The organism is Pseudomonas sp. BIGb0176 (assembly GCF_024810175.1).
GTDB classification, from domain to species: Bacteria; Pseudomonadota; Gammaproteobacteria; order Pseudomonadales; family Pseudomonadaceae; genus Aquipseudomonas; species Aquipseudomonas protegens.
The window spans coordinates 775,166-799,119 of record NZ_JANUEC010000002.1 but is presented as its reverse complement, the minus strand read 5'-3'; the positions used below and the strand labels follow the sequence as shown (position 1 = coordinate 799,119).

The window sequence follows — 23,954 nt, the reverse complement described above, 5'->3', positions numbered from 1 at the left end:
GAGAGGATCAGTGGGTTGCAGGAGCCAGTTCGGCGTTGCCGCCCTGGCGAAAGGTAATCAGCGTCACCAGCAGGGCCAGGATTGCCAGGGCCGCAGCTGCCAACGGCACGCTGGTCAGGCCGAAGCCGTGGGCGATGACGCTGCCGCCGACCCAGGCACCCAGGGCATTGCCGATGTTGAAGGCGCCGATGTTCAGGGTCGAAACCAGGTTCGGTGCGGCCTTGCCGAAGGTCACTACGTTGACCTGCAACGCCGGCACTGCGGCAAACGAAGCGGTGGCCCAGAGGAACAGGGTGATCTCGGTGGGGATCAGCGCCACGCTGGTCCAGGTCAGTACGGTGGAGACCACGGCCATGGCCGCGAACACGCCGATCAGGGTGGCGCCCAGGCGCTTGTCCGCCAGTTTGCCGCCGATGATGTTGCCCAGGGTCAGGCCCAGGCCGATCAGCAGCAGGGTCCAGGTCACGCCCTTGGGCGAGACACCGGTGACATCACCGAGCAGCGGTGCAACGTAGGTGAAGAGGGTGAACATCGATGCGGCGAACAGCGCGGTCATGCTCAGGGACAGCCAGATACCCGCGCCCTTGAGGGCCGCCAGCTCTGCACGCATGTCGAGTTTTTCCTCGTCGCGCTTGGCCGGCAGGAAGCGCAGCAGGCCGATCAGCGCCACTACGCCGATCACCGTCACCACCCAGAAGGTCGAGCGCCAGCCCGCTGCCTGGCCCAGGGCGGTGCCCAGGGGCACGCCAAGGACGTTGGCCAGGGTCAGGCCGGTGAACATCAGGGCCACGGCCGAAGCGCGCTTGTTGGCGGGCACCAGGCCGGCGGCCACCACTGAACCGATACCAAAGAAGGCACCATGGCACAGCGCGGTGATCACCCGGGCAAACATCAGCACGTTGTAATCACTGGCCAGTGCACACAGCAGGTTGCCGACAATGAAGATTCCCATCAGCGCCACCAGGGCTGCCTTGCGGGGCAGGCGGGCAGTGGCCAGGGCCATGAAGGGCGCGCCGATGGCCACCCCAAGGGCGTAGCCGGTGACCAGCCAGCCGGCGCCGGGAATCGACACCCCGAGGTCCGCCGCCACATCGGGCAGCAGGCCCATGATGACGAACTCGGTGGTACCGATGGCGAAGGCACTCAAGGCCAGGATGAGAAGCGAAAGGGGCATTGTCGGGTCCTTGTCAGGTCAGAGCTGTTGGCTCATTTGCGTGAGGAACTGCTGGATGGTTTCCTCGTTGCGTTTGAAAAAATGCCATTGGCCGACTTTCCGGCTGCTGATCAGGCCTGCGCGTTGCAAGGTGGCGAGGTGGGCGGACACGGTCGACTGCGACAGGCCGCAGCGTTGGTCGATCTGCCCGGCGCAGACGCCGTGCTCATTGCTGTGAGCCTGATCGGGAAATTCGACAGTCGGGTCTTTCAGCCAGTGCAGGATTTCCCTGCGAACCGGATGTGCCAGGGCTTTTATTATTTCGTCGAGGTCGAGGGACATGGCGGTGCTCGTTTTTTGTGAAACGTTGTATCGCGATGAAGCGAAATTTAAATCGTTATTTCGCGATATACCAATATGATTTTGTTCTCAAATCATTACTTATCGGTATATCGGGTTATAACGATATGTCGGTCGCAGTGCTAAGCTGCGTCCATGAATTATCTCGCACATCTGCACCTTGGCGGCCAGCGCCCGGGTCAATTACTCGGCAGCCTGTATGGCGATTTCGTCAAGGGACGCCTGCAAGGGCAGTTTTCGCCCGAGGTCGAGGCGGCGATCCAGCTGCATCGGCGCATCGATACCTACACCGACAGTCACCCGCTGGTGGCGGCGGCGCTGTCGCGTTTCTCCCTGACGCGAAGGCGTTACGCCGGCATCGTCATCGACGTGTTCTTCGACCATTGCCTGGCCCGGGATTGGCAGCATTACGCCGACCGGCCCCTGCCGCTGTTCACCGCCGAGGTGTACCGGGTGCTGGCGGCCGAGCCGCAGTTGCCGGCGCGGCTGGCGCAGATTGCGCCTTACATGGCGGCGGATGACTGGCTGGGTTCCTATCGCGAGTTCGCGGTGCTGGAGCCGGTGTTGCGGGGGATTGCCCGGCGCCTGTCACGGCCAGAGGAGCTGACCGCGGCGATGGTCGAGCTGGAACGGCTGTATGAACCGTTGAGCGAAGACTTCCGTGCTTTCTACCCGCAATTGCAGGCATTCGCCGCGCAGCACATCCAATTGCCCTGACTCACGATGGCTGTTTTAGGAGCTGGCTTGCCAGCGAAGGTGCTCTCATGACCGACGCAGGTTTCAAGGGCCTTTTCGCCGGCAAGCCGGCTCCTGCAGAGAGTTTCAGGCCGCGACCAGTTCGCCGTTGCGGCGTGGTTCGGCGGGCAGCATGACATCACCGAACAGCGCCTTCTGCACTGCTTGCTGGGCCTGGAAGGCCAGCGCCGCACGTTCCTGGCCCTGGCAGGCAATCGGCTTGAGCAGGTGGATCTCCACCTGGCCCCGGTCATTGGCGAACAGGCGCATCAGGTGCGAGAGCAGATCGTCGTCGCCGATGAAGGGCGCCAGGGTATCGATCTGGCCGTCGCGCAGGTAACGGATCGCCACCGGTTGCAGGCAGACGTCGGCATCGATGGCGCTGGCCAGCAAGCGCCCGTGGAAGGTGCGCAGGCCACGGCCATCGGTGGTGGTGCCTTCGGGGAACAGCAGCAGTGGGTGCTGCTCCTGCAAATGCCGGGTCATCTGCTTGCGGATCAACTGGCTGTCACCGGCGCCGCGGCGGATGAACAGGCTGCCGGCCTTGGCGGCCAGCCAACCGGCCACCGGCCAGGTGCGCACTTCGGCCTTGGACAGGAAGGACAGCGGCGTCAGCATGCCCAGCAGCGGGATATCGGTCCAGGACACATGGTTGCTGATCCAGAGCATCGGTTGGCGGGGCAGCTCGCCATGCACCGAGACCTGAAAGGGCAGGGCATTGCTCAAGCGTGCCATGAAGAAGCGCGACCAGCGCTGGCGCCGGACCATGGAGTTGGCGACCCCCAAGCGTTCCAGCAAACCGAAGATACTGGCCATGCTCAGGCCCAGCGCCACCACCAGCAGTACTCGGGCGATGCGCCCGTAGACCCGCAGCCGGCGCATCAGACCGCCGCCTTGAAGTGCCGGGCGTAGCGCGGGCACAGCTCGTCGCGCTTGAGCAGGATGAACACATCGGCGACCTGGAAATCCTCGTCCCAGCACGGCTCGCCGCAGATCTTCGCGCCCAGGCGCATGTAGGCCTTGAGCAGGGGCGGCATCTCGGCGATCACATTGGACGGAATGTCCAGGCTCGGCAGCGGGTTCTTCGGCTCGGCCCGCAGGTGCTCGGTGCACAGGTAGCGCTCGCGCAGGCGCTGCATGATCGCCTGGGCCTGCACGCCGCCGTCCTGCATGGGAATGCTGGCGCAGCCCATGAGGTAGCTGTAGCCACCCTGATTGAGCACTTCCGCCAGTTCGCCCCAGAGCACGGCGATGGTGCCGCCGTTGCGGTAGGCCGGGTCGACGCAGGTGCGGCCGATCTCCAGGATCGGCCCTTTGAGCTGCACCAGGCCGTGCAGGCTGAATTCTTCTTCGCTGTAGAAACGCCCCAGGCTGCTGGCGGCCTGGTGGTCCAGCAGGCGGGTGGTGGCCACCAGGCGCCCGGTGTTCAGGTCGCGCACACCGATGTGGCTGCAATGAACGTCATAGTCATCCATGTCCAGACCCAGTTCCGCGCCCTTGAGCTTGGCGTTGAACTCGCCACTGAAGACGTTGAAACGCAGGGCCTGGGCTTCTTGCAGAGCCTTCGCGCCGATCAGGCGTTCGGCTTGCAGGCGGCGTTCAGTGCCGGTGTCGCTGATGCGGGCGATCTGAGTCATCGTGAATCTCCGTGCGGGCTACTGACCCGCCTTGGGTTGCAGCCAATCGACTTTGTTGTGCAAAGTCAGGCTATGTAGCCCCGGTGTCATCGCCATGAAGCTTTGGTGATGCTTATATGACAGCCCCTGAGGACCTTCGAATGCCCTGGCAAGCCCTGCTCGAGAGCCGTGAACGATTGCCCGCCAACCCCGACCTGGCCGAGGGCTACGGGGCTTTGCTGGCGCACCTGGGCAACGTCACGCCCTTCGAACTGGCGGTGCGCGGCGGGCGCTTGATGGCCACCCCGGGGCTGGCCTTCCTGGTGGGCTACCAGGCGGCATTGCGCATGTTGTGGCCCAGCGCGCCGTCCAGTCTGGGGGCTTTGTGCGCGACCGAACGCCGCAGCCTGCGCCCGGCGGACATGCAGACCCGCCTGGAGGATCTGCGCCTGCACGGGCGCAAGGATTTCGTCACTGCCGGCGATGCCGCCGACTGGCTGCTGGTGGCGGCTCGCTGCGAAGCCCCGGGGGAGCGCGCAGCCCTGCGCCTGACGGTGGTCTATCCCGGCGAGCCCGGGGTCAAGGTCCAGACCTTGCCTGCCATTGCCCTGATGCCGGAGATCAGCCACGGCTGCCTGGAGCTGGACAACGCCGCCTGCGAGTTGCTCGCCGGCGACGGCTGGGATGCCTACGTCAAGCCGTTCCGCACCCTGGAAGACATCTATGTCCTGAGCGCCATGCTGGCCTGGCTGTATGGCGTGGGGCAGGACAGCGGCTGGCCGCAGCCTTTGCAGTTGCAACTGCTGGGCTTGCTGGCCGGCTGTGCCGAAGCCAGCCGGCAGAACCCGGCGCTGAGCAGCGGGCACATTCTGCTGGCGGGCCTGTTCGTGCAGTTCGAGGCGCTGAAACCCGAGATCGGCATTGCCTTCGCCCAGGGGCCACAGCTCTGGCGCGAGCAATGGACCCGCGACCAGGCCCTGCTGGACCTCGCCGCCAGCGCTCGCGCACAGCGCCTGGCCAAGGCCCTGGCCTCCCTGTAGGAGCCGGCTTGCCGCGAGGAGTGTGCAGTCTCCGAAACCGCATTCGCTGGCAAGCCAGCTCCTACAAGAAGCGGTTCTCGCGCCCTATCGAATATTCGGCCAACCCTGTAGGAGCCGGCTTGCCGGCGAAGGTTGTCGCGAAACGGTCATGTGCCCGCAATAGGCTCGGCCCCAGACGGCTCTCGAGTGTCCTTCATGCCCAAAGCTTGGTTGCTGCTGGCCCTGCTTCTATTACTCAGCCTGCCGGCCCGGGCCGAGGAGTGGCCGGCGCTGCAATGGAGCCAGGGCACGCCAGCCAGCGGCCCGGCGCTGCAGGCCCTGGAGTATTACGCCTTTGTGCCCCGGGACGATGAGTCCCGCCAGGGCATTCGCACCGACGCCTTGTTGGTGATCCGCGACGGTCGACTGCTCTACGAGCGCTACGCCGGGGCAACCGGGCCACAGACGCCCCATCTCGCCTGGTCTGCCAGCAAGAGCCTGCTGGCGGTGCTGCTGGGGGTGGCCTTTGGCGAGGGGCGGTTCCAGTTGCAGGACCCGGCGGCGAAGTTCTACCCGCCGCTCGAGGCCCATCCCGACATCACCCTGGCGGACCTGCTGCACTGGGCCTCGGGCCTGGATTGGCAGGAAGACTATGAATACGCCCCTCTCAACTCTTCGGTGGTGGCCATGCTCTACACCCGCGGGCACCGGGACATGGCCGCCTTCACCGCGCAACAGGCCGCCTCCGGCCCGCCGGGCCAGGTGTTTCGCTATTCCAGCGGCGACAGCAACCTGCTGGCGGCCAGCCTGCGGGGCATGGTGGGGGAGGGGCAGTATGCGGACTATCCCTGGCGTGCCCTGTTCGAACCCCTGGGCATCACCCAGGCGGTGTGGGAGCGGGATGCTGCTGGCACTTTCGTCGCTTCCTCGTACCTCTACCTGACGGCCCGCGATCTGGCTCGCATTGGCCTGCTGATGCAGCGCGATGGCCGTTGGCGCGACCGGCAATTGCTGCCCAAGGCCTGGGTCGAATTCTGCCGCACGCCCTTTCGTGGCTATCGGGCCAACCAGGACGTGGCCGTGGCGGGCGGGCACTGGTGGCTCAACCGCGAGGTGGACGGGGCGCCAAGGCCCTGGCCGGATGCCCCCGCCGATACCTACGCCGCGCTGGGACACTGGGGCCAGGCGCTGTATGTGCTGCCGGCGCAGCGCCTGGTGATCGTGCGCTATGGCGACGACCGTGACGGCAGCTACCAGCACAATGAACTGCTCAAGCGGGTGCTGGCCGCCTTCGCCACGCCGGAGCAGCCATGAAGCCCTGGCCCTTGATCCGTCGGCGTCCGCTGCTCAGCCTGCTGGCGCTCGGGCTGCTCCTGCTGCTGGGCTGGGGCTGGCAGCAGCGGGTGGCGTTGCAGGCCTTCCCGGACATCCTCGGGGCCTACACCGCCAAGGAGTACTGCTCCTGCCGTTACGTCATGCAACAACCTGCCGACTACTGCCGCGCCTACGTGCGCCAGTACCTGCCCACCAGCGCTTTTCTCGATGAGCCGCAGCCCCGTCGTGTCACCGCCAGCGCGCTGGGGCGCACCCATAGCGCGGTCTGGCGCAGTGCCCGTGAAGGTTGCCGCCTGGACCCCTGACCGGGGTCGAAACGATGGCGGCAGCTTTGTGTTCCATCCAGTGGAACCACATTTGATTGTCCTGTGCCCCGGCTCGCGGTTATCTGACGCAGAGCTTCGAGCACGCCCTGGCCCTCGTGCAGCGCTCCGAAAAAAAGAACGGGAACCCACCCGGCCCAGAGGAGATACGCCATGACCCGACACCAGCACATTCTTGCCTGGCTCAACGATGTCGCCAGCGACCTGCGGGCCATCCGCCAGGACATTCACGCCCACCCCGAGCTGGGTTTCGAGGAAAACCGCACCGCGGCGCTGGTGGCCCGCAGCCTTGAAGAGTGGGGTTATGAAGTGCACACCGGCGTGGGCCGGACCGGCGTCGTAGGGGTGCTGCGCAACGGCAGCAGCCCCCGCACCCTGGGCCTGCGGGCCGACATGGACGCCCTGCCGATCATCGAGAACACCGGGGTGCCCTACAGCAGCCGCTACAGCGGTTGCATGCACGCCTGCGGGCATGATGGCCACACCACCCTACTTCTCGGGGCGGCCCGTTACCTGGCGGCCACCCGGCAGTTCGACGGCACCCTGAACCTGATCTTCCAGCCGGCGGAGGAGGGCCAGGGTGGCGCCGAGGCCATGCTTGCCGACGGCCTGCTGGAGCGTTTCCCCTGTGATGCCCTGTTTGGCCTGCACAACATGCCAGGGCTGCCGGCCGGGCACCTGGGCTTTCGCGAGGGGCCGATGATGGCCTCCCAGGACCTGCTCAACGTGATAGTCGAAGGCGTCGGCGGCCATGGCTCCATGCCGCACCTGACGGTAGACCCGCTGGTGGCAGCGGCGAGCATGGTCATGGCCTTGCAGACAGTGGTAGCGCGCAACATCGATGCCCAGGAAGCCGCGGTGGTCACCGTCGGGGCCCTGCAAGCGGGCGAGGCGGCCAACGTCATTCCCCAGCAGGCCCTGCTGCGCCTGAGCCTGCGGGCCCTCAACGCACCGGTGCGCGAGCAGATGCTGGAGCGGGTCAAGGCCATTATCCGCAGCCAGGCCGAGAGTTTCGGTTGCTCGGTCAGCATCGAGCATCGCCCGGCCTATCCGGTGCTGGTCAACAGCCCGGAGGAAACCGAGTTCGCCCGCAAGATCGGTGTCGAGCTGGTGGGGGCCGAGGCGGTCAACGGCAATACGCCGAAGCTGATGGGCAGCGAAGACTTCGGCTGGATGCTGCAGCGCTGCCCGGGCAGCTACCTGTTCATCGGCAACGGCGTGGCCCAGCCGATGGTGCATAACCCGGGTTACGACTTCAACGACGACATCCTCCTCACCGGCGCGGCCTATTGGGGTGCCCTGGCGGAAAGCTGGCTCAAACCGTCCTGACCCTTCCTGTTCCTGTGTCCCTGACTGCCCCGGGCGTGTTGTAGGCGCCCGGCACTTTAGCGAGCCCGCCAGAAGGCTCAAAAGTCTCCAAGGAACATCCCATGAGCGTCTCGACTCCCTCTGTTTCCAGGACCCGGCAGGTGGTTGCCGCCGTGGTCGGCAACGCCCTGGAATGGTACGACTTCATCGTCTACGGCTTTCTCGCCAGCTTCATCGCTCGCCAGTTCTTTCCCGCGGAAGACGAATACACCTCGCTGCTGATGGCCCTGGCCACCTTCGGCGTGGGTTTCTTCATGCGCCCGGTGGGCGGTGTGCTGCTGGGGATCTATTCCGATCGCAGGGGCCGCAAGGCGGCGATGCTGGTGATCATCCAACTGATGACCCTGGCCATCGCGATGATCGTGTTCGCCCCCAACTATGCGGCCATCGGTATCGGAGCGCCGCTGCTGATCGTGGTGGCACGCATGCTCCAGGGCTTTGCCACCGGTGGCGAGTACGCCAGCGCCACGGCCTACCTGGTGGAGAGTGCGCCGCCCCACCGCAAGGGCCTTTACGGCTCCTGGCAGTTGGTGGGGCAGTGCCTGGCGGTATTCAGCGGGGCGGCGATGGTGGCGGCGGTGACCCATTTCTTTTCGCCCCAGACCCTGGAACTCTGGGGCTGGCGCCTGCCATTCGTGATCGGCCTGCTGATCGGTCCGGTGGGGCTGTGGATCCGCAAGTACATGGAAGAGCCGCAAGCCTTTGTCGAGGCACGCAAGCAGGTGCGTGGCAAAGGGCCCGGGTTGTGGCAGGTGGTATCGGCCTATCGCCGAGCGATCCTGGTGTCCATGTGCATGTGCTGCGGGGGCACCGTGTCCTTTTATGTGGTGCTGGTGAACATGCCGACCTGTGCCCACACCAACCTCGGCCTGCCCCTGGATCAGGTGCTGTTGGTGCAGATGTTCGCCGTGGCCCTGATGACCCTGGTGATTCCCTTTGCCGGGGCCTTGTCGGATCGCATTGGGCGACGTCCAGTGCTGATGGCGTTCACCCTGGCGTTTTTTGTCATGGTCTATCCCTTGTATGTGTGGGTCGCTGCGGCGCCGTCCATCGAGCGCCTGCTGGTGATGCAGATGCTGCTTTGCGGGGCCATCGGCGGTTTCTTCGGCCCCGGCCCCACGGCCCTGGCCGAGCAGTTTCCCATCGAGGTGCGCTCCACCGGGGTGTCGGTGGCGTATAACGTCACGGTCATGCTGTTCGGTGGCTTTGCGCCGTTGATCGTGACCTGGCTGAGCAAGGTCATGGCCACGCCGGTGGCGCCAGCCTTCTATGTCCTGCTGACCTCGGTCCTCAGCCTGCTGGGTACCTACTGCATGTATGACGCGGTCAGAGACGAAAAACCCGATGCCGTGACCCTGGGAGGTGAGTCTTGATCAACCCCGCAGAACCATCGATCAATGCGTCGATTGTCGACCTGGATGCCCTGGCGCTGTCCCGGGCCATCCATGCCCGCGAGCTGTCCTGCCGCGAAGTGATGCAGGCCTACCTGGCGCAGATCGAGCGCTGCAATCCACTGGTCAATGCCCTGGTCTCGCTGGGGGACCCCGAGGCCCTGCGGGAGCAGGCCGACGAGCGAGACCGGCAGTTGGCCCAGGGCCAGTCCATGGGCTGGATGCACGGCATGCCCCAGGCGATCAAGGACCTGGCGGCCACCGCCGGGATGACCACCAGCGTGGGTTCGCCGCTGTTTGCCGAGCATGTGCCCCAGGAGGATGCCATCAGCGTGGCGCGGGTCCGGGCCAGTGGCGCGATCATCGTCGGCAAGAGCAACGTGCCCGAGTTTGGCCTGGGCTCCCATACCTACAACCAGCTGTTCGGCACCACGGGCAACGCCTACGACAGCACCCTGTGTGCCGGCGGCAGCAGCGGCGGCGCCGCGGTGGCTCTGGCCCTGCGCATGCTGCCGGTGGCCGACGGTAGCGACATGATGGGCTCGTTGCGCAACCCCGCAGCCTTCAACAACGTGTTCGGCATGCGCCCCTCCCAGGGCCGGGTGCCGTTCGGCCCGACTCCGGAACTGTTCGTGCAGCAGTTGGCCACCGAAGGTCCCATGGGGCGCACGGTGGCGGACGTGGCGCGGCTGTTGGGTACCCAGGCCGGGTTTGACGCCCGGGCGCCTCTGTCGCTGAAGGACCTATCGGCGCAACCGGAGGCGGCGCTGCAACGAAATGTGAAGGGCCTGCGCCTGGGCTGGCTGGGGGACTACAACGGCTACCTGGCCATGGAGCAGGGCGTACTGGGCCTGTGCGAAAAGGCCCTCGGGGATTTCGCCAGCCTGGGCTGCGAGGTGGAAAGCTGCCAGCCGGACTTTTCCCTGGCCCAGCTTTGGGATTGCTGGCTGGTACACCGCCACTGGCTGGTCCAGGGCTCCCTGGGGGCGCTGTACGACGACCCGGACAAGCGCCGCTGGCTCAAGCCGGAAGCGTGCTGGGAAGTGGAGGGCGCGGCGAAGCTGAGCGCGGCGGATGTGTATCGCGCTTCCCAGAGCCGCAGCGACTGGTATCGCGCGTTGCAGCGCCTGTTCGAGCGTTACGATTTCCTGCTGCTGCCCACCGCCCAAGTGTTCCCTTTCGATGCACGGCAAGCCTGGCCGCGGCAGATCGATGGGCAGGAAATGGACACTTACCACCGCTGGATGGAAGTGGTGATCGGCCCGACCCTGGCCGGCTTGCCCAGTATCAGCATTCCGGTGGGTTTCAACCTGGCCGGTTTGCCCATGGGGCTGCAGATCATCGGTCCGGCCCAGGCCGACCACGCCGTGCTGCAATTGGCTTACGCCCATGAGCAGCTGACGCAGTGGGTGCGGCAGCGGCCGCAGGGCAACCTGCGGTAATCAAAGGGGTGTGGTCGCCAAGGTCCGCAGGCCCGCATCTTGCTGGGTAAAACCTTTTCCTCAGTCAGGGAGCTCGGACTATGGCCAGCAAGGTAGAAACCGGCAGCGTGCGCTCTGTGGAGCGGGCCCTGGCCATTGTCGAGCTGATCGGCCAGCACCAGGCCCTGGGCCTGGAGGAGCTGCACTACCTGACGGGCCTGGCCAAGGCCACGGTATCGCGCATGCTGCTGACCCTGCAGGAACAGGGCTGGATCTATCGAGGCCTGAGTGACCGGCGCTACCGCCTGAGCGCCCGGAGCCTGTTCGGTGACAGCCGGCAGCGCTTCAAGCGCCAGATGGTGGAGCAGGCGGCGCCCTGGTTGCTGGAATTGAGTGCACGTACCGGGTTGGTCACCGACCTGTCGAGCTTCGACGGCGAGAGCCTGGAGGTCCTGGAAAGTGCGGTGCCCGAGGTATTGCGCAAGCGCTACCCGAGCAACAGCCGGATTGTCGGCCAGCATGCCAGCCTGTTTCATTCGGCCATGGGCAAGGCCTGCCTGGGGGCCCTGGCCAGTGCAGAAGTCGAGCGTCTGGCCGAGCAGGAGCAGGTGCCGGCCGAAGCCCGGCAACAGTGCCTGGAATCCCAGCACCTGGGGTTCGGCCAGCGCACCGAAGGGCACTGGGAATACCCGGTGCGCCTGCCGTTCCTGATCCGCGCCGTGGCCTTGCCGCTGCAGGCCGAAGGCCGGGTGATCGGCAGTATCGCCCTGCACTGGCCGCGGGACCTGGCCTGTGTCGAACAGGTGCGCAACCGCCACCTGTGGCTACTGGCGGAAACCGTCGAGCAGGTGCAGAAAGACATCGCCTGAAACCTCCCGCTCGGGCCTTCCGGCTGCCCTGATCGTGCTGCGCGGACAACGCTCTCCTCAGACACCGGGTTCCATTCTGCGGAACCAGTGCCCATTGCCCTTTGCCCCGCTGCTCCGAGAATGAAGCCTGGTCCGCCTTCGGCGGCCATGACGCCAATTCCAATAATAAGAACAGGTGATCTCATGCGGGCTGAGCAACGTTATCTGAGCGGGCTGTTGTGTTGTCTGGTGGCCGGTGGGGCCTTGGCCGAGGGCTTTTTCGAGGACAGCCGCAGGTCCTTGCGTTACAGCCAGTCCTACTGGAAGGAAAACGACGGGGGAGGGTTCGGTCCGACCCGGGATGAATGGGTACAGGCCACCCAGTTCAGCTTCAGTTCCGGCTGGTACCGCGAGGTGCTGGGGCTCGACTACAGCTATGGCCTGGCCGATGCCTTGCACGTAGGGCGAGACGCCAACAACATCAGCAACCTGCGAGCCGACCGCAGCGTGCAGCAGCCCCATGGCATCGCCAAGCCACTCGAGCTGTACCTGCGTGGGCGCTGGGTGGATGAAGCCGGAACCTTCAGCGCCGGAGTGGGGAAAAAAAGCCGGCAATACCAGCTTTACCGCGACGATCGCTATTCGCGCATCCTGCCGGCGGCCACCCTGGGCCAGGACCTGAGCTACGAGCGTGGCGCGCTGAGCCTGAACTTCAGCCGCATCGACGGTTTCAGCCCGCGCAACGACTCGGGCTGGAGCCAGGACCTGCGCAACTATCGAGGGCAGAGGATCGATGACCTGCGGCTCTATGCCCTGGGTCATGTGTTGCCTGGTGGCAGCAACCTGCAGCTTGAATACGGCGTGGCCCGGGACTACCTGCGCGCGTCCTCGGTGAAACTGACCCACAGTTTCGAACTGGCCCCCGAGCGCGGCATCGATGTGTATGCCATCTGGGGGCGCCAACAGGATGCCGGCAAGCGCTTCGAGTATTCCGGCGTGCGCGGCCTGTATGAGGCGGAGCGCTCTCACGATGCTCGGCATCTGGATCTGCTGTTCAAGTACCGGTTCAGCCGCTACTACGCCGGGCTGACCTGGAACAAGGTCTGGGGTGACGACTATGACCGCACCTTCTTCGCCCAGGACAACGGCACCTGGAACAGCAGCGGCAAGCTGTTCTACTACTTCGGCCTGCAGGACGAGGAGATGTTCAAGCTGCTGGGAGGCATGGATTTCGCCGACTTCGGCTTGCCGCGGCTGAAGTTGGATATGCACTACGCTGCCTCCAATCACGCCAAAGGCTACGCAGGTTTTTCCCGCCGGGAATTTCAGAGCGTGCTGCGCTATGCCTTCGACGGCTGGTTCGATGGGCTCGATGTCGCCTGGCTGCACGGGCGCTTTCGTACCCACGGGGAGCCCGACGGCATCCAGCGCCAGAGCCTCTCCGGAGGACCGGCAGGCATCATCAGCCATAGCGCCGAACGCTTCTACCTGAACTATACCTACCGCTTCTAGCTCTACTGCGCCGCCTGCCGTGACGTTTGCCAGCCTTCTGGCGGGCGGTTAAGGTGGCGCCTTCTGTACATGGGAGCTTGCATGCGTACGCCGATCCGCCTTCTTTTCAGCCTGCTCGGGGTACTGGCCCTGCCGGCCCAGGCCAACTGGTACCTGGACAACGAATCTTCCCGCGTGTCCTTCGTCACCACCAAGAACGCCAGTGTTTCCGAGGTCCAGCGCTTTCTGGTGCTGCATGGCAAGGTCGATGGCAAGGGCCAGGCGCAGTTGCAGATCGAACTGGAGTCGGTGAGCAGCGGGATTCCCTTGCGCGATGAGCGCATGCGCCAGGAACTGTTCCAGATCGCCCAGTTTCCCGAGGCGCGGATCAGTGCACAGATCAACCTGCGACCGATCAACGACCTGGCCCCCGGCGCACAGATCGAATTGCTGCTGCCGGTCACCGTCGCCCTGCACGGCCAGGAACACACCTACAACGCCGAACTGCTGGCCACCCGCCTGGATGACCGGCGCTTCCAGGTGGTGACCCTGGAGCCTCTGGTGCTTAACGCCGAGGACTTCAACCTGGCCCCCGGCCTCGACAGCCTGCGCAAGATGGCCGGGTTGTCGGCCATCAGTTTCTCGGTGCCGGTGGGTGCGGTGCTGATCTTCACGGCGCGCTGACATGCGCGCAGCGGTGTTCCCCTGGCGCGAAGGCAACCGCTTCGAGTTGCTGATCGACGGCCCGCAGTTCTTCCCGCGGATGCTGGTGGCCATTGCCCGCGCCCAGCACCAGGTGGAACTGGAGCTGTACCTGGTGGAAGCCGGGACCTGCGCCGAGGCCATGGTCCAGGCCCTGGTGCAGGCAGCGCAGCGCGGGGTGCGGGTGCGCTGCCTGTTCGACGACTACGGCAGCCTGGCCTTTACCCAGGCCCTGCGCCGCAGCCTGACCGAGGCCGGTGTCGAGCTGCGCTTCTACAACCGGCTGAAATGGCGCCAGGGCTTTCTCAACCTGTACCGCGATCATCGCAAGCTGCTGCTGGTGGACCAGGCCCTGGCGGTGGTGGGCGGCACCGGAGTCACCGATGAGTTCTGGAAGCCCGAGGACAACAGCTGCGACTGGCATGAGGTGATGGTGGAGATTGCCGGCCCCATGGTCAGCGACTGGCAGCAACTGTTCGACCGGCAATGGAGCGCCAACCTGTATCGCGGGGCCTGGAAGCCCGGTGCCGATTTCGGCCTGCCACGCCTGCCGCGCCTGCCCGATACCGGCGAGGGCATGGGCCGGGTGGCCTACGCCGACGCCCGCCAACACCGCGACATCCTGCATTCGCTGATCCGGGCCCTGAGCAGCGGGCAGCGGCGCATCTGGCTGGCGACCCCGTATTTTCTGCCCACCTGGTCGGTGCGCCGTTCGTTGCGCAAGGCGGCGGCCCGAGGCCTCGACGTACGCCTGCTGCTGACCGGGCCGCGCACCGACCACCCGGCGGTGCGCTATGCCGGGCACCGCTACTACCCGCGCCTGCTCAAGGCCGGGGTGCGGATTTTCGAGTACCAGCCGCGTTTCCTGCACCTGAAGATGGCACTGGTGGACGACTGGGTGAGCGTGGGCTCGTGCAACTTCGACCACTGGAACCTGCGCTTCAACCTGGAAGCCAATCTGGAAGCCCTGGACCCTGCGTTGACCCAGGCAGTGGTGGCGAGTTTTGACGCCGACTTTGCCCAGAGCGAGGAAGTCAGCCTGGCGGTGTGGCGCAAGCGACCGCTGTGGCGGCGGATCAAGCAGCGGATCTGGGGTTGGGTCGACCGTCTGGTGGTCAACCTGCTGGATCGGCGCGGCTGACTCACGTGGCTGACTGTCACGGCTGACACGGCTGGCTGTGGCCGCTGCCGCAGGCTGCGAACGAGCGCGAAGCGGTCGCGGCGGTCGTGAGTCCGATGGAGGTTTGGCGGGAGATCGACAAGCACGGTCCTGCGGACCTTTGCGCAGCCTCGCAGGCTCGGCAGCGGCGACAGATATTGCAGCGATTGTGGGGATTACAGAAGGAGTCGGCCGGCGCAGGTCCTGCGCCGGCCGCTGGCAGGCTCAGAGCAGTTCGAAGCTCTGTTGCTTGACGTCCTGGGAATCCAGGCCGATCTGCACATTGAAGTCGCCCGGCTCTGCGGCGTACTTGAGCTGCGCGTTGTAGAACTTCAGGTCGTCCTCGGTGATGGTGAAGTGAATGGCTTTCTCTTCACCTGCCTTGAGCATGACTTTCTGGAAGTTCTTCAATTCCTTGATCGGGCGGATCATCGAGCCGGCCACGTCCTGGATGTACAGCTGCACCACGGTTTCGCCGTCACGCTTGCCGGTGTTCTTCACCGTCACGCTGGCGTCGAGCTTGCCGCTCTTGTTCAGGGTGGTGGAGGACAGGGCCATGTCCGACAGGCTGAAGCTGGTGTAGCTCAGGCCATAGCCGAACGGGAACAGCGGGCCGGTGGTGTCGTCGAAGTACTGCGAGGTGTAGTTGCCCGGCTTGCCCGGGGTGAACGGCCGGCCGATGGTCAGGTGGTTGTAGTAGGTGGGGATCTGCCCCACGGAGCGGGGGAAGGTGATCGGCAGCTTGCCCGACGGGTTGTAGTCGCCGAACAGCACGTCGGCGATGGCGTTGCCACCTTCGGTGCCGCTGAACCAGGTTTCCAGGATCGCATCGGCCTGCTGGTTTTCTTCCAGCAGCGACAGCGGCCGGCCATTCATCAGCACCAGCACCAGTGGCTTGCCGGTGGCCTTGAGGGCCTTGATCAGGTCGCGCTGGCTGGCAGGAATGTGCAGGTCGGTGCGGCTCGAGGATTCGTGGGACATGCCCCGAGATTCACCCACCGCGGCCACGATCACATCCGATTGCCGGGCGGCCTTCACCGCTTCGTCGATCATCTGCTGCGCCGTGCGCGGGTCGTCCACCACTTCCGGGGCATCGAAGTTGAGGAAGTTCAGGTAGTCCACCACCTTCTTGTCGGCGGTGATGTTGGAGCCCCGGGCGTACACCAGTTGGGCCTTGTCTCCCAGTACATTGCGCATGCCGTCGTAGAGGGTCACCGATTGCGCCGGCACCCCGGCGGCGGCCCAACTGCCCATCATGTCGATCGGCGCCTTGGCCAGCGGGCCCACCAGGGCGATCTTCGCGGTTTTCTGCAGTGGCAGGGTGTCGTTCTGGTTCTTCAGCAGCACCAGGCTGCGTCGCGCGATATCCCGGGCGTCGCTGCGGTGCAGGCGGCTTTCTGCATTGGTGTCGGCGGGGTCGTCCTCGGCCTTGCCGATGCGCACGTACGGGTCCTTGAACAGGCCCATGTCGTACTTGGCGGCCAGCACTTCACGCACGGCGTTGTCGATGTCCTTCTGTTCGATCTCGCCGGACTTGAGCAGCCCCGGCAGCTCCTTGCCGTACAGCGAATCGTTCATGCTCATGTCGATGCCGGCCTTGATCGCCAGTTTGGCCGCTTCACGTCCGTCCTTGGCGACGCCATGGCGGATCAGTTCGATGATCGCCCCGTGGTCGCTCACCGCCAGGCCCTTGAAGCCCCACTCCTTGCGCAGCAGGTCGTTCATCAGCCAGGTGTTGGAGGTGGCGGGCACGCCGTTGATCGAGTTCAGGGCCACCATCACCCCGCCGGCGCCGGCGTCGATCGCCGCGCGGTAGGGCGGCAGGTAGTCCTGGTACATCTTCACCGGGCTCATGTCGACGATGTTGTAGTCGCGACCGCCTTCCACCGCGCCATACAGGGCGAAGTGCTTGACGCTGGCCATGATGCTGTCCGGCAGGGCCGGGCTCTGGCCCTGGTAGGCCTTGACCATGACCTTGGCGATGCGCGAGACCAGGTAGGTGTCTTCGCCAAAGCCTTCGGAGGTACGGCCCCAGCGCGGATCGCGGGAGATATCGACCATCGGCGCAAAAGTGATGTCCAGGCTGTCGGCGCTGGCTTCCTTGGCGGCAATGCGCCCGGAGCGGCCGATGGCATCCATGTCCCAGCTGGAGGCCAGGGCCAGGCTGATGGGGAAGATGGTCCGGTGGCCGTGGATCACGTCGTAGGCGAAGAACATCGGGATCTTCAGCCGGCTGCGCATGGCCGCGTCCTGCATCGGCCGGTTTTCCGGGCGGGTGATGGAGTTGAAGGTGCCGCCGATATTGCCCGCGGCAATTTCCTTGCGGATCAGCTCGCGGGGCATTTCCGGGCCGATGCTGATCAGCCGCAGCTGGCCGATCTTCTCTTCCAGGGTCATGCGCTTGAGCAGGTCGCTGATAAAGGCTTCTTTGTTTTCCAGGGGGACCGGGGCAGTTTCGGCCAATACAGGGTGACTGGCCAGGCTGACCAGCAGGCCCAGCAAACACAGCTTCTTCATGAATATTGTTCTCAAGGGCTCAAGACCGACGCATGAGTGACGCGTCGAACAGCCAAAATTTAGGGAGCGACTATTGTTGTTCAGATAATTCCCGCACACTTCAGGCCATGTGAAAACTGCTGCGTTCGGCAATACGGCGTTAAAAACAGGCTCGGAATGCTCATGTAGGCTCCTACACTCCGCTTCCTCGCCTGTTTTTGCCTTGTCTTGCCTTCACTCGCGACGTTTTCACACCGCCTTATTTCTGAACTCTTTTTCGCGCTGGGCATCTTTTAGCCCATCAGCCCGATGCATTCCAGTGGCGCAGGCAGATTTTGCCCACAGGATGTGTGAAAGCGGGCAAAAGCTTCATTTCAATCAGGTTGTGCAAGGAGCCTCACCCATGAACATCACTCAAAGCCTGCGTTCGAGCTGGCCCATCGCTGCCTTGTTGCTGCTTACCAGCCTGCTCAGCGGCTGCGGCATCAACAACATTCCGACCCTGGACGAGCAGGTCAAGGCCGACTGGGGCCAGGTGCAGAACCAGTACCAGCGCCGCGCCGACCTGATCCCCAACCTGGTGGAAACCGTCAAGGGCTACGCCAAGCACGAAGAGCAGACCCTCACCGCGGTGATCGAGGCGCGGGCCAAGGCCACCTCGATCCAGGTGGACGCCAGCACCCTGGACAACCCGGAAAAACTCAAGCAGTTCCAGCAGGCCCAGGACCAGTTGAGCGGTGCCCTGAGCCGTCTGATGGTGGTCTCCGAGCGCTACCCGGACCTCAAGGCCAACCAGAACTTCCTGGCCCTGCAATCCCAGCTTGAAGGCACCGAGAACCGCATCGCCGTGGCCCGTCGCGACTTCATCCTGGCGGTGCAGAAGTACAACACCGAGATCCGTACCTTCCCCGGCCGCCTGTGGCACAGCCTGATGTACAGCGACATGCCGGTGCGTGAATCCTTCGAGGCCACCAGCCCCGACGCCGACAAAGCGCCGCAAGTTAAATTCTGATGAGCCCCGGGCGGCGCGTGCTGCAAGGCGCGCTGCTGTGGCTTTGGCTGGTGGGTGGCGCCGTACTGGCGCAACCACCCGGGCCCACACCCACGGATGGGGTGCCGTTGCGTTCGTCGCAACCCGCTGTCCAGGTCGAGCCCGCACCGACCACTGCGACAGCGGCACCGATTGAACGCCTGTTTCCCAAGCTGACCGGGCGGGTGGTGGATACCGCGCAGTTGCTCACGCCATCGGCGCAGGTCTACCTGGCGCAGATGCTGGAGCGGCTCGAGCAGACCACCACCGACCAGGTCGTGGTGGCCACGGTGCCTAGCCTGGGTGGCCATAGCATTGAGGAGTTCGGCCTGCAGTTGGGCCGGCACTGGGGGATCGGCCGGAAGGACAAGAACAACGGCGTCCTGCTGCTGGTGGCCAAGGACGATCGCAAGGTGCGGATCGAGGTCGGTTACGGCCTGGAGGGGCGGCTCAACGACATGGTGGCCCACTTCATCATCGATGGTTCGATCATTCCGTACTTCAAGGACGACCTGTATTCCTCGGGGATCATTGCCGGGGCCACGTCCATCGTGAACGTACTGTCGTCCACCGACCGGCCGATGCTGGTGTACCGCTCGGTGGAGAAAAGCTGGTACCAGGGCATCGAGTGGATGTGGTGGTTCGAGAGGTTTTTCTACCTGGTGTTCGTCGGTGTACCGTTGTTCGGGTTCCTGACCCAATGGCGCAGCGGCAATGATTCGCCGGTTGTTGCCAGCGACGATTCGGCCAGGCGCGAAACCAGGGCCGAGCGCGACGCAGGTTCGAGCAGCAGTGCGTTCGACTGGTTCGACTCCAGCAGCTCCAGCTCCAGTTCAAGCTCGGACAGCTTCAGCGGGGGTGGCGGCAGTTTTGGCGGTGGCGGGGCGTCCGGCAGTTGGTAGCACACGCGGACAAACATTAAGGATGAGGTGCTGATGCGACTTTATAAAATCGGCCTGGTGCTGTTGCTCTGGGTCTTTGCGGTCTCGGCCCAGGCCGAGCTGAAGTTCCCGGCCCTGAGCGGGCGGGTGGTGGACGACGCGCAGATGATCGAGCCGACCATCAGCGCCCTGCTGACTCGGCAACTGCAAGCCCACGAACAGGCCACCGGCGAACAGCTGGTGGTGGTGACCCTGCCGGACCTGCAAGGCGCCAGCATCGAGGAATTCGGCTACCAGTTGGGGCGCCACTGGGGCATCGGCCAGAAGGACAAGAACAACGGCGCGCTGCTGATCGTCGCTCGGGACGAGCGCAAGCTGCGCATCGAAGTGGGCTACGGCCTGGAGGAGCGCCTGACCGACGCCCAGGCCTCGGTGATCATCAACCAGGTGATCACCCCGGCGTTCAAGACCGGGCAGTTCAGCAAGGGCATCAGCGACGGGGTTTCGGCCATGCTCCTGGTGCTCGGCGGTACGCCGCTGGACGAGCCGGCCACGGCCTACGACAGCGGCGGCCAGAGCAGCGACCAGGACGATTTTGTCCAGCGTCACCCGTGGCTGTTCATCTTCATGGTGCTGCTGTTCATCCTGGTGGTGATGGTGGCGCAGGCGCTCGGGTTCATCACCACCACCAGCGGACGCGGCGGTGGCGGAGGCGGTGGCTTCGGCGGTTTTGGTGGCGGCTCCGGCGGCGGGGGCGGCTTCAGTGGTGGCGGCGGCAGCTTTGGCGGCGGCGGTTCCTCCGGCGGCTGGTAACTGACAATAAAAAGCGGAAATCCAACGACATGGCATTACTCAGTGAATTCGAACAACGGCAGGTGGCCGAAGCCATCGCCCGGGTGGAACAGCAGACCGACGCCGAACTGGTGACGGTGCTGGCGGCCCGGGCCGACGACTACGCCTATATCCCGCTGCTCTGGGCCAGCCTGCTGGCGCTGGTGGTGCCGGGGCTGGTGCACTACGCCACCGGCTGGCTGAACATGCACCTGTTGCTGCTGGCGCAGTGGGCGACCTTTATCGTGCTGTGCCTGGTGTTCCGCCTGCCGCGGGTCACCACCCGGCTGATTCCGCGATCGGTGCGTCACTGGCGCGCTTCCAACCTGGCCCGGCGCCAGTTCCTCGAACAGAACCTGCACCACACCGTGGGCGGCACCGGGGTGCTGATCTTTGTCAGCGAAGCCGAGCGCTATGTGGAGATCCTGGTGGACGAGGGCATCTCCAGGCGCCTGGACAACAAGAACTGGAACGCGATTGTCCAGGCCTTTACCCAGCAGGTCCGGCAAGGCCAGACCCTGCAGGGCTTCCTTGATTGCATTGAAGCCAGCGGCGAGTTGCTCAAGACCCATGTGCCCCTGACCCAGGTACGCAACGAATTGCCCAACCGCCTGGTGGTGCTCAACTGACCCACCCAGCTGGGGACTATGGCGTGCTACCTGTGTAGGAGCCGGCTTGCCGGCGAAGAGGCCCGTGAGCCTTGCACCGCCCTTGGGGACGCCTTCGCTGGCAAGCCAGCTCCTACGGGGCGGGATTGGGGGGATTTTTCCGGGGGGCGACGATTTTTTACCGTCGGGTGAATAACTTCGTGCCCCGACGGGGCTTGCTCCCTAAAATACCCGCCATTCCCTGATCGACACCGCGCATCGCCCGAGGCTCCTGCCCCCATGTCTGTTACCGCACCTTCCGCCCGCCCCGCGCCGGATCATCACGCCCAGTTCCTGCAACTGCTCGACACCAGCCTCACGCAGAACGCCTTTATCAAGCTGGTACTGGCCAAGCACGTGGGCCCGGAGGCGGACCTGCAACGCCTGATCATCAAGCAACTGACGGTCAAGGAGCAGCCGTGCCTGTCCTTCGTCTATCGCTACAAGACCCGGGACATCACCAAGAACTTCTCCCTGGACGAAGGCATCGCCGCCATCGCCGAGCTGCTGCCGGCTGCGTTCAAGAACGCCCACCTGCTGACCCTCACCGACGAGGTACAGCTCGAATACAGCAAGAAGGGCAAGAGTTCGCTGTTCAAGGGCAAGCCGCAAACCCAGCGCGATGCGCCGTCCGCCGAGCACAACCGGGAGAAGAACCGCTTCCTCGACCTCAGCCGGCCGTTTCTCGCCGACCTGGGGGTGACCAACAAGCAGCATGAGCTGATTCCGGCGATGTCACGCAAGTGGAAGCAGATCAACAAGTTCATCGAGGTCTTCAGCCACGCCCTGGGCAGCTCGCCGATCAAGCTCGACCAGCCGGTGCGGGTGGCGGACTTCGGCTCCGGCAAGGGCTACCTGACCTTCGCCATCCACGACTACCTGCGCAATACCCTCAAGGCCGAGGGCGAAGTCACCGGCGTCGAGTTGCGTGAAGACATGGTGACCCTGTGCAACGCCGCCGCGCAGCGCCTGGAGCACCCGGGCCTGGTGTTCAAGTGCGGTGACGTGCGCAGCGTGGCCCCCAGCCAGCTGGAAGTGATGATCGCCCTGCACGCCTGCGACATCGCCACCGACTACGCGATCCACACCGGTATCCGCTCCGGCGCGGCGATCATCATGTGCTCGCCGTGCTGCCACAAGCAGATCCGCCAGCAGATCCAGAGCCCGCTGCTGCTCAAGCCGATGCTGCAATACGGCCTGCACCTGGGGCAGCAAGCGGAAATGGTCACCGACAGCCTGCGGGCGCTGTTCCTCGAAGCCTGCGGTTATGAAACCAAGGTCTTTGAATTCATCTCCCTGGAGCACACCAACAAGAACAAGATGATTCTGGCGGTCAAGCGTTCCGAACCGCAGGATCCCAGCCAGTTGCTGGCCAGGATCGAAGAGCTCAAGGCCTTCTACCAGATCAGCGAACACTGCCTGGAAACCCTGCTCAAGGCCGACGGTTACCTCGGCTGAGGGCTGGCCGGCGGCGTGGGCAGTGGCGTGGCCGGGCGCACCGCGGTCTTGCGCCCCAGGACCACGGTAAGGATCACGCCCACCGCGAACACCCAGGTAATGGGCTGCACCTGTTCACCGAAGAACAGGGCGGAAAAGGCGATGGTGAAGAAGATCTGCAGTAGCTGGATCTGGCTCACCCGAGCAATTCCGCCCATGGCCAGCCCGGCATACCAGGCGAAAAAACCCAGGAACTGCGAGAACAGCGCAACGTAGCCGAAGGCCCACCAGGTCCTCATGGAGATCGCCCCCTGGTGCTGCGCCGCCAGGTACCACACCGGTCCGATCAGCAGCGGCGTGGACAGCACCAGAGCCCAGCAGATCACCTGCCAGCCACCCATCTCCCGCGCCAGCCGGCCCCCTTCGGCATAACCCAGGCCGCCCACGGCGATCGCCCCGAGCATCAGCACATCACCGGCCTGGATGCTGCCCGCGCCACTGAGCAGCGCATAACCTAGCACCAGCGCACTGCCCAGGGCGGCGCAAGCCCAGAAGGCCTTCGACGGCCGTTCGTGGGACAGCCACGCCGCATACAGCGCCACGCACAACGGTTGCAGGCCATTGACCAGCGCGCCGTGGGACGCGGGCAGGGTCTGCATGGCCCAGGCCGAAAGCACTGGAAAGCCGAGGATCACCCCGAGAATCACCACGCTCAGGCCCTTGACCTGCTTCCAGGTCGGCCATCTTTCCCGGCGCCAGAGCAGCAGCAAGGCCGCCGGGATCGCCGCGAACAGCGCGCGGCCCAGGCCGTTGAGCAAGGGGTGCATCTGCTCCACCACTATCCGGGTGAAGGGCAGGGTCAGGCTGAAAATGATGACACCCAGCAGGCCGAGGGCCATGCCGGTGTTTTCGCGCGAGGACATGATGGCTACCAGAATTCGTACAGGGACACAGGTGCCTGCATCTAGCCATAAAGCCGCGCGATCCTGGTGCTACAGCTGGGTGCAGAGTTGTCCGTACAGTTGTCGCTGTAGTACCGGGTTATTACCCGGGCCGGTGGATTGGGGCTACCTTGAATACTCCTTGCGCCCCCGTCTTTCACTGAAAGGAGTCCACTCCATGGCCGCGAAAAAGATTCTCATGCTGGTTGGCGATTACGTCGAAGACTACGAAGTGATGGTGCCGTTCCAGGCCCTGCTGATGGTCGGTCACAACGTGCATGCGGTGTGTCCCGACAAGAGCGCCGGGCAGACCGTGCGCACGGCGATCCACGACTTCGAGGGCGACCAGACCTACAGCGAAAAGCCGGGCCATCTGTTTGCCCTGAACTTCGATTTCGCCCAAGTGAAGTCCAGCGATTACGACGCCCTGCTGATCCCCGGTGGCCGTGCCCCGGAATACCTGCGCCTGAACGAAAAGGTCCTGCAACTGGTCAGGGAATTCGACCAGGCCGGCAAGCCGATTGCCGCGGTGTGCCACGGCGCGCAACTGCTGGCGGCGGCCGGCATCCTCGAAGGCCGCGAATGCAGCGCCTACCCGGCCTGCGCCCCGGAAGTGCGGCTGGCGGGGGGCACCTATATCGATATCCCCGTGACCCAAGGCCATGTTCAAGGCAATCTGGCCACCGCCCCGGCCTGGCCGGCGCATCCCAGTTGGCTGGCCGGTTTCCTGGGCCTGCTGGGCACCAAAATCACCCTGTAAGCGAGGGCCA

Annotated in this window: 23 protein-coding genes; 17 read left to right on the top strand and 6 right to left on the bottom strand. The window is 64.8% G+C overall.

All coding sequences use genetic code 11. From position 1 onward, the window contains the following. Window positions 1–7 precede the first annotated feature (7 nt). Window positions 8–1,174 carry an MFS transporter gene (locus tag M2395_RS14565; RefSeq protein WP_041116345.1) on the bottom strand — a complete coding sequence of 389 codons (1,167 nt, stop codon included), beginning with the start codon at window positions 1,172–1,174 and terminating at the stop codon, window positions 8–10. An 18-nt stretch (window positions 1,175–1,192) separates the two neighbouring features. Next, window positions 1,193–1,495, bottom strand: coding sequence for a helix-turn-helix transcriptional regulator (locus M2395_RS14560; protein WP_011059679.1), 303 nt, complete (start codon window positions 1,493–1,495; stop codon window positions 1,193–1,195). A gap of 153 nt (window positions 1,496–1,648) precedes the next feature. Between M2395_RS14560 and M2395_RS14555 the strand changes: the two genes are divergently transcribed. Then, a complete protein-coding gene (locus M2395_RS14555) occupies window positions 1,649–2,230 on the top strand; it encodes an ACP phosphodiesterase (RefSeq protein ID WP_053156698.1) in 582 nt (193 codons plus the stop codon). A gap of 105 nt (window positions 2,231–2,335) precedes the next feature. Here the strand turns inward: M2395_RS14555 and M2395_RS14550 are convergent, their stop codons facing one another. Next, the gene (locus tag M2395_RS14550) at window positions 2,336–3,130 is read right to left on the bottom strand and encodes a lysophospholipid acyltransferase family protein (RefSeq protein ID WP_011059681.1); all 795 of its coding nucleotides are present in this window, start codon (window positions 3,128–3,130) and stop codon (window positions 2,336–2,338) included. Next, entirely contained in the window at window positions 3,130–3,885 is a 756-nt protein-coding gene (gene olsB / locus M2395_RS14545; protein WP_015634439.1) for an L-ornithine N(alpha)-acyltransferase, read from the bottom strand. The genes M2395_RS14550 and olsB overlap by 1 nt, the downstream gene beginning before the upstream one ends. Window positions 3,886–4,025: 140 nt before the next feature. On the opposite strand from olsB, the gene M2395_RS14540 reads away from it, so the two are divergent. From M2395_RS14540 to M2395_RS14495, 10 genes are all read left to right on the top strand, one after another. Beyond that, on the top strand, window positions 4,026–4,904 hold the full coding sequence (locus M2395_RS14540) for an acyl-CoA dehydrogenase (RefSeq protein ID WP_011059683.1): 879 nt from the start codon (window positions 4,026–4,028) through the stop codon (window positions 4,902–4,904). 195 nt (window positions 4,905–5,099) lie between these two features. Continuing rightward, a complete protein-coding gene (locus M2395_RS14535; RefSeq protein WP_015634441.1) occupies window positions 5,100–6,197 on the top strand; it encodes a serine hydrolase in 1,098 nt (365 codons plus the stop codon). After that, the gene (locus tag M2395_RS14530) at window positions 6,194–6,523 is read left to right on the top strand and encodes a hypothetical protein (protein ID WP_011059685.1); all 330 of its coding nucleotides are present in this window, start codon (window positions 6,194–6,196) and stop codon (window positions 6,521–6,523) included. The genes M2395_RS14535 and M2395_RS14530 overlap by 4 nt, the downstream gene beginning before the upstream one ends. 171 nt (window positions 6,524–6,694) lie before the next feature. Then, a complete protein-coding gene (locus M2395_RS14525) occupies window positions 6,695–7,870 on the top strand; it encodes a M20 aminoacylase family protein (RefSeq protein WP_015634442.1) in 1,176 nt (391 codons plus the stop codon). Between the two features lie 101 nt (window positions 7,871–7,971). Then, window positions 7,972–9,282 (top strand): MFS transporter, encoded by a 1,311-nt coding sequence (locus tag M2395_RS14520; protein WP_123430180.1) that lies wholly within the window; start codon window positions 7,972–7,974, stop codon window positions 9,280–9,282. Next, window positions 9,279–10,742, top strand: a complete 1,464-nt coding sequence (locus M2395_RS14515; RefSeq protein WP_123430181.1) for an amidase — start codon at window positions 9,279–9,281, stop codon at window positions 10,740–10,742. Before M2395_RS14520 ends, M2395_RS14515 begins: the two co-directional genes overlap by 4 nt. An 80-nt stretch (window positions 10,743–10,822) precedes the next feature. Continuing rightward, on the top strand, window positions 10,823–11,590 hold the full coding sequence (locus tag M2395_RS14510; RefSeq protein ID WP_015634445.1) for an IclR family transcriptional regulator: 768 nt from the start codon (window positions 10,823–10,825) through the stop codon (window positions 11,588–11,590). Between the two features lie 183 nt (window positions 11,591–11,773). Further along, entirely contained in the window at window positions 11,774–13,081 is a 1,308-nt protein-coding gene (locus M2395_RS14505) for an OprD family outer membrane porin (protein ID WP_015634447.1), read from the top strand. Window positions 13,082–13,162: 81 nt separating this feature from the next. Further along, window positions 13,163–13,744, top strand: coding sequence for a YceI family protein (locus M2395_RS14500; protein ID WP_015634448.1), 582 nt, complete (start codon window positions 13,163–13,165; stop codon window positions 13,742–13,744). A 1-nt stretch (window position 13,745) separates the two neighbouring features. Further along, window positions 13,746–14,903 (top strand): phosphatidylserine/phosphatidylglycerophosphate/cardiolipin synthase family protein, encoded by a 1,158-nt coding sequence (locus M2395_RS14495; RefSeq protein ID WP_015634449.1) that lies wholly within the window; start codon window positions 13,746–13,748, stop codon window positions 14,901–14,903. Window positions 14,904–15,146: 243 nt separating this feature from the next. Here the strand turns inward: M2395_RS14495 and bglX are convergent, their stop codons facing one another. After that, window positions 15,147–17,438: a beta-glucosidase BglX gene (bglX, locus tag M2395_RS14490; protein WP_053156707.1), complete on the bottom strand. Its 2,292-nt coding sequence runs from the start codon at window positions 17,436–17,438 to the stop codon at window positions 15,147–15,149. Window positions 17,439–17,820: 382 nt separating this feature from the next. Between bglX and M2395_RS14485 the strand changes: the two genes are divergently transcribed. From M2395_RS14485 to M2395_RS14460, 5 genes are all read left to right on the top strand, one after another. Next, window positions 17,821–18,429, top strand: coding sequence for a LemA family protein (locus M2395_RS14485; RefSeq protein WP_011059694.1), 609 nt, complete (start codon window positions 17,821–17,823; stop codon window positions 18,427–18,429). Next, window positions 18,429–19,349, top strand: a complete 921-nt coding sequence (locus M2395_RS31670) for a YgcG family protein (protein ID WP_053156709.1) — start codon at window positions 18,429–18,431, stop codon at window positions 19,347–19,349. Before M2395_RS14485 ends, M2395_RS31670 begins: the two co-directional genes overlap by 1 nt. 33 nt (window positions 19,350–19,382) lie before the next feature. Further along, the gene (locus M2395_RS14470; RefSeq protein WP_123430182.1) at window positions 19,383–20,141 is read left to right on the top strand and encodes a YgcG family protein; all 759 of its coding nucleotides are present in this window, start codon (window positions 19,383–19,385) and stop codon (window positions 20,139–20,141) included. Between the two features lie 29 nt (window positions 20,142–20,170). Continuing rightward, a complete protein-coding gene (locus tag M2395_RS14465; RefSeq protein WP_041116364.1) occupies window positions 20,171–20,788 on the top strand; it encodes a TPM domain-containing protein in 618 nt (205 codons plus the stop codon). Between the two features lie 258 nt (window positions 20,789–21,046). Next, window positions 21,047–22,264 carry an SAM-dependent methyltransferase gene (locus M2395_RS14460; RefSeq protein ID WP_123430183.1) on the top strand — a complete coding sequence of 406 codons (1,218 nt, stop codon included), beginning with the start codon at window positions 21,047–21,049 and terminating at the stop codon, window positions 22,262–22,264. Here the strand turns inward: M2395_RS14460 and M2395_RS14455 are convergent. Continuing rightward, entirely contained in the window at window positions 22,252–23,166 is a 915-nt protein-coding gene (locus M2395_RS14455) for a DMT family transporter (RefSeq protein ID WP_072443213.1), read from the bottom strand. The genes M2395_RS14460 and M2395_RS14455 overlap by 13 nt on opposite strands. A gap of 196 nt (window positions 23,167–23,362) precedes the next feature. Here M2395_RS14455 and M2395_RS14450 point away from each other — a divergent pair, with 196 nt between their 5' ends. Further along, complete coding sequence (locus M2395_RS14450; RefSeq protein ID WP_011059700.1) at window positions 23,363–23,944, top strand: DJ-1/PfpI family protein; 582 nt, start codon at window positions 23,363–23,365, stop codon at window positions 23,942–23,944. Window positions 23,945–23,954: the final 10 nt, after the last annotated feature.

Bases quoted from the DNA above. Each gene is read 5' to 3' on its own strand.
- M2395_RS14565 (WP_041116345.1), bottom strand. From the start codon at position 1,174: ATGCCCCTTTCGCTTCTCATCCTGGCCTTGAGTGCCTTCGCCATCGGT.
- M2395_RS14560 (WP_011059679.1), bottom strand. From the start codon at position 1,495: ATGTCCCTCGACCTCGACGAAATAATAAAAGCCCTGGCACATCCGGTT.
- M2395_RS14555 (WP_053156698.1), top strand. From the start codon at position 1,649: ATGAATTATCTCGCACATCTGCACCTTGGCGGCCAGCGCCCGGGTCAA.
- M2395_RS14550 (WP_011059681.1), bottom strand. From the start codon at position 3,130: ATGCGCCGGCTGCGGGTCTACGGGCGCATCGCCCGAGTACTGCTGGTG.
- olsB (WP_015634439.1), bottom strand. From the start codon at position 3,885: ATGACTCAGATCGCCCGCATCAGCGACACCGGCACTGAACGCCGCCTG.
- M2395_RS14540 (WP_011059683.1), top strand. From the start codon at position 4,026: ATGCCCTGGCAAGCCCTGCTCGAGAGCCGTGAACGATTGCCCGCCAAC.
- M2395_RS14535 (WP_015634441.1), top strand. From the start codon at position 5,100: ATGCCCAAAGCTTGGTTGCTGCTGGCCCTGCTTCTATTACTCAGCCTG.
- M2395_RS14530 (WP_011059685.1), top strand. From the start codon at position 6,194: ATGAAGCCCTGGCCCTTGATCCGTCGGCGTCCGCTGCTCAGCCTGCTG.
- M2395_RS14525 (WP_015634442.1), top strand. From the start codon at position 6,695: ATGACCCGACACCAGCACATTCTTGCCTGGCTCAACGATGTCGCCAGC.
- M2395_RS14520 (WP_123430180.1), top strand. From the start codon at position 7,972: ATGAGCGTCTCGACTCCCTCTGTTTCCAGGACCCGGCAGGTGGTTGCC.
- M2395_RS14510 (WP_015634445.1), top strand. From the start codon at position 10,823: ATGGCCAGCAAGGTAGAAACCGGCAGCGTGCGCTCTGTGGAGCGGGCC.
- M2395_RS14505 (WP_015634447.1), top strand. From the start codon at position 11,774: ATGCGGGCTGAGCAACGTTATCTGAGCGGGCTGTTGTGTTGTCTGGTG.
- M2395_RS14500 (WP_015634448.1), top strand. From the start codon at position 13,163: ATGCGTACGCCGATCCGCCTTCTTTTCAGCCTGCTCGGGGTACTGGCC.
- M2395_RS14495 (WP_015634449.1), top strand. From the start codon at position 13,746: ATGCGCGCAGCGGTGTTCCCCTGGCGCGAAGGCAACCGCTTCGAGTTG.
- bglX (WP_053156707.1), bottom strand. From the start codon at position 17,438: ATGAAGAAGCTGTGTTTGCTGGGCCTGCTGGTCAGCCTGGCCAGTCAC.
- M2395_RS14485 (WP_011059694.1), top strand. From the start codon at position 17,821: ATGAACATCACTCAAAGCCTGCGTTCGAGCTGGCCCATCGCTGCCTTG.
- M2395_RS31670 (WP_053156709.1), top strand. From the start codon at position 18,429: ATGAGCCCCGGGCGGCGCGTGCTGCAAGGCGCGCTGCTGTGGCTTTGG.
- M2395_RS14470 (WP_123430182.1), top strand. From the start codon at position 19,383: ATGCGACTTTATAAAATCGGCCTGGTGCTGTTGCTCTGGGTCTTTGCG.
- M2395_RS14465 (WP_041116364.1), top strand. From the start codon at position 20,171: ATGGCATTACTCAGTGAATTCGAACAACGGCAGGTGGCCGAAGCCATC.
- M2395_RS14460 (WP_123430183.1), top strand. From the start codon at position 21,047: ATGTCTGTTACCGCACCTTCCGCCCGCCCCGCGCCGGATCATCACGCC.
- M2395_RS14455 (WP_072443213.1), bottom strand. From the start codon at position 23,166: ATGTCCTCGCGCGAAAACACCGGCATGGCCCTCGGCCTGCTGGGTGTC.
- M2395_RS14450 (WP_011059700.1), top strand. From the start codon at position 23,363: ATGGCCGCGAAAAAGATTCTCATGCTGGTTGGCGATTACGTCGAAGAC.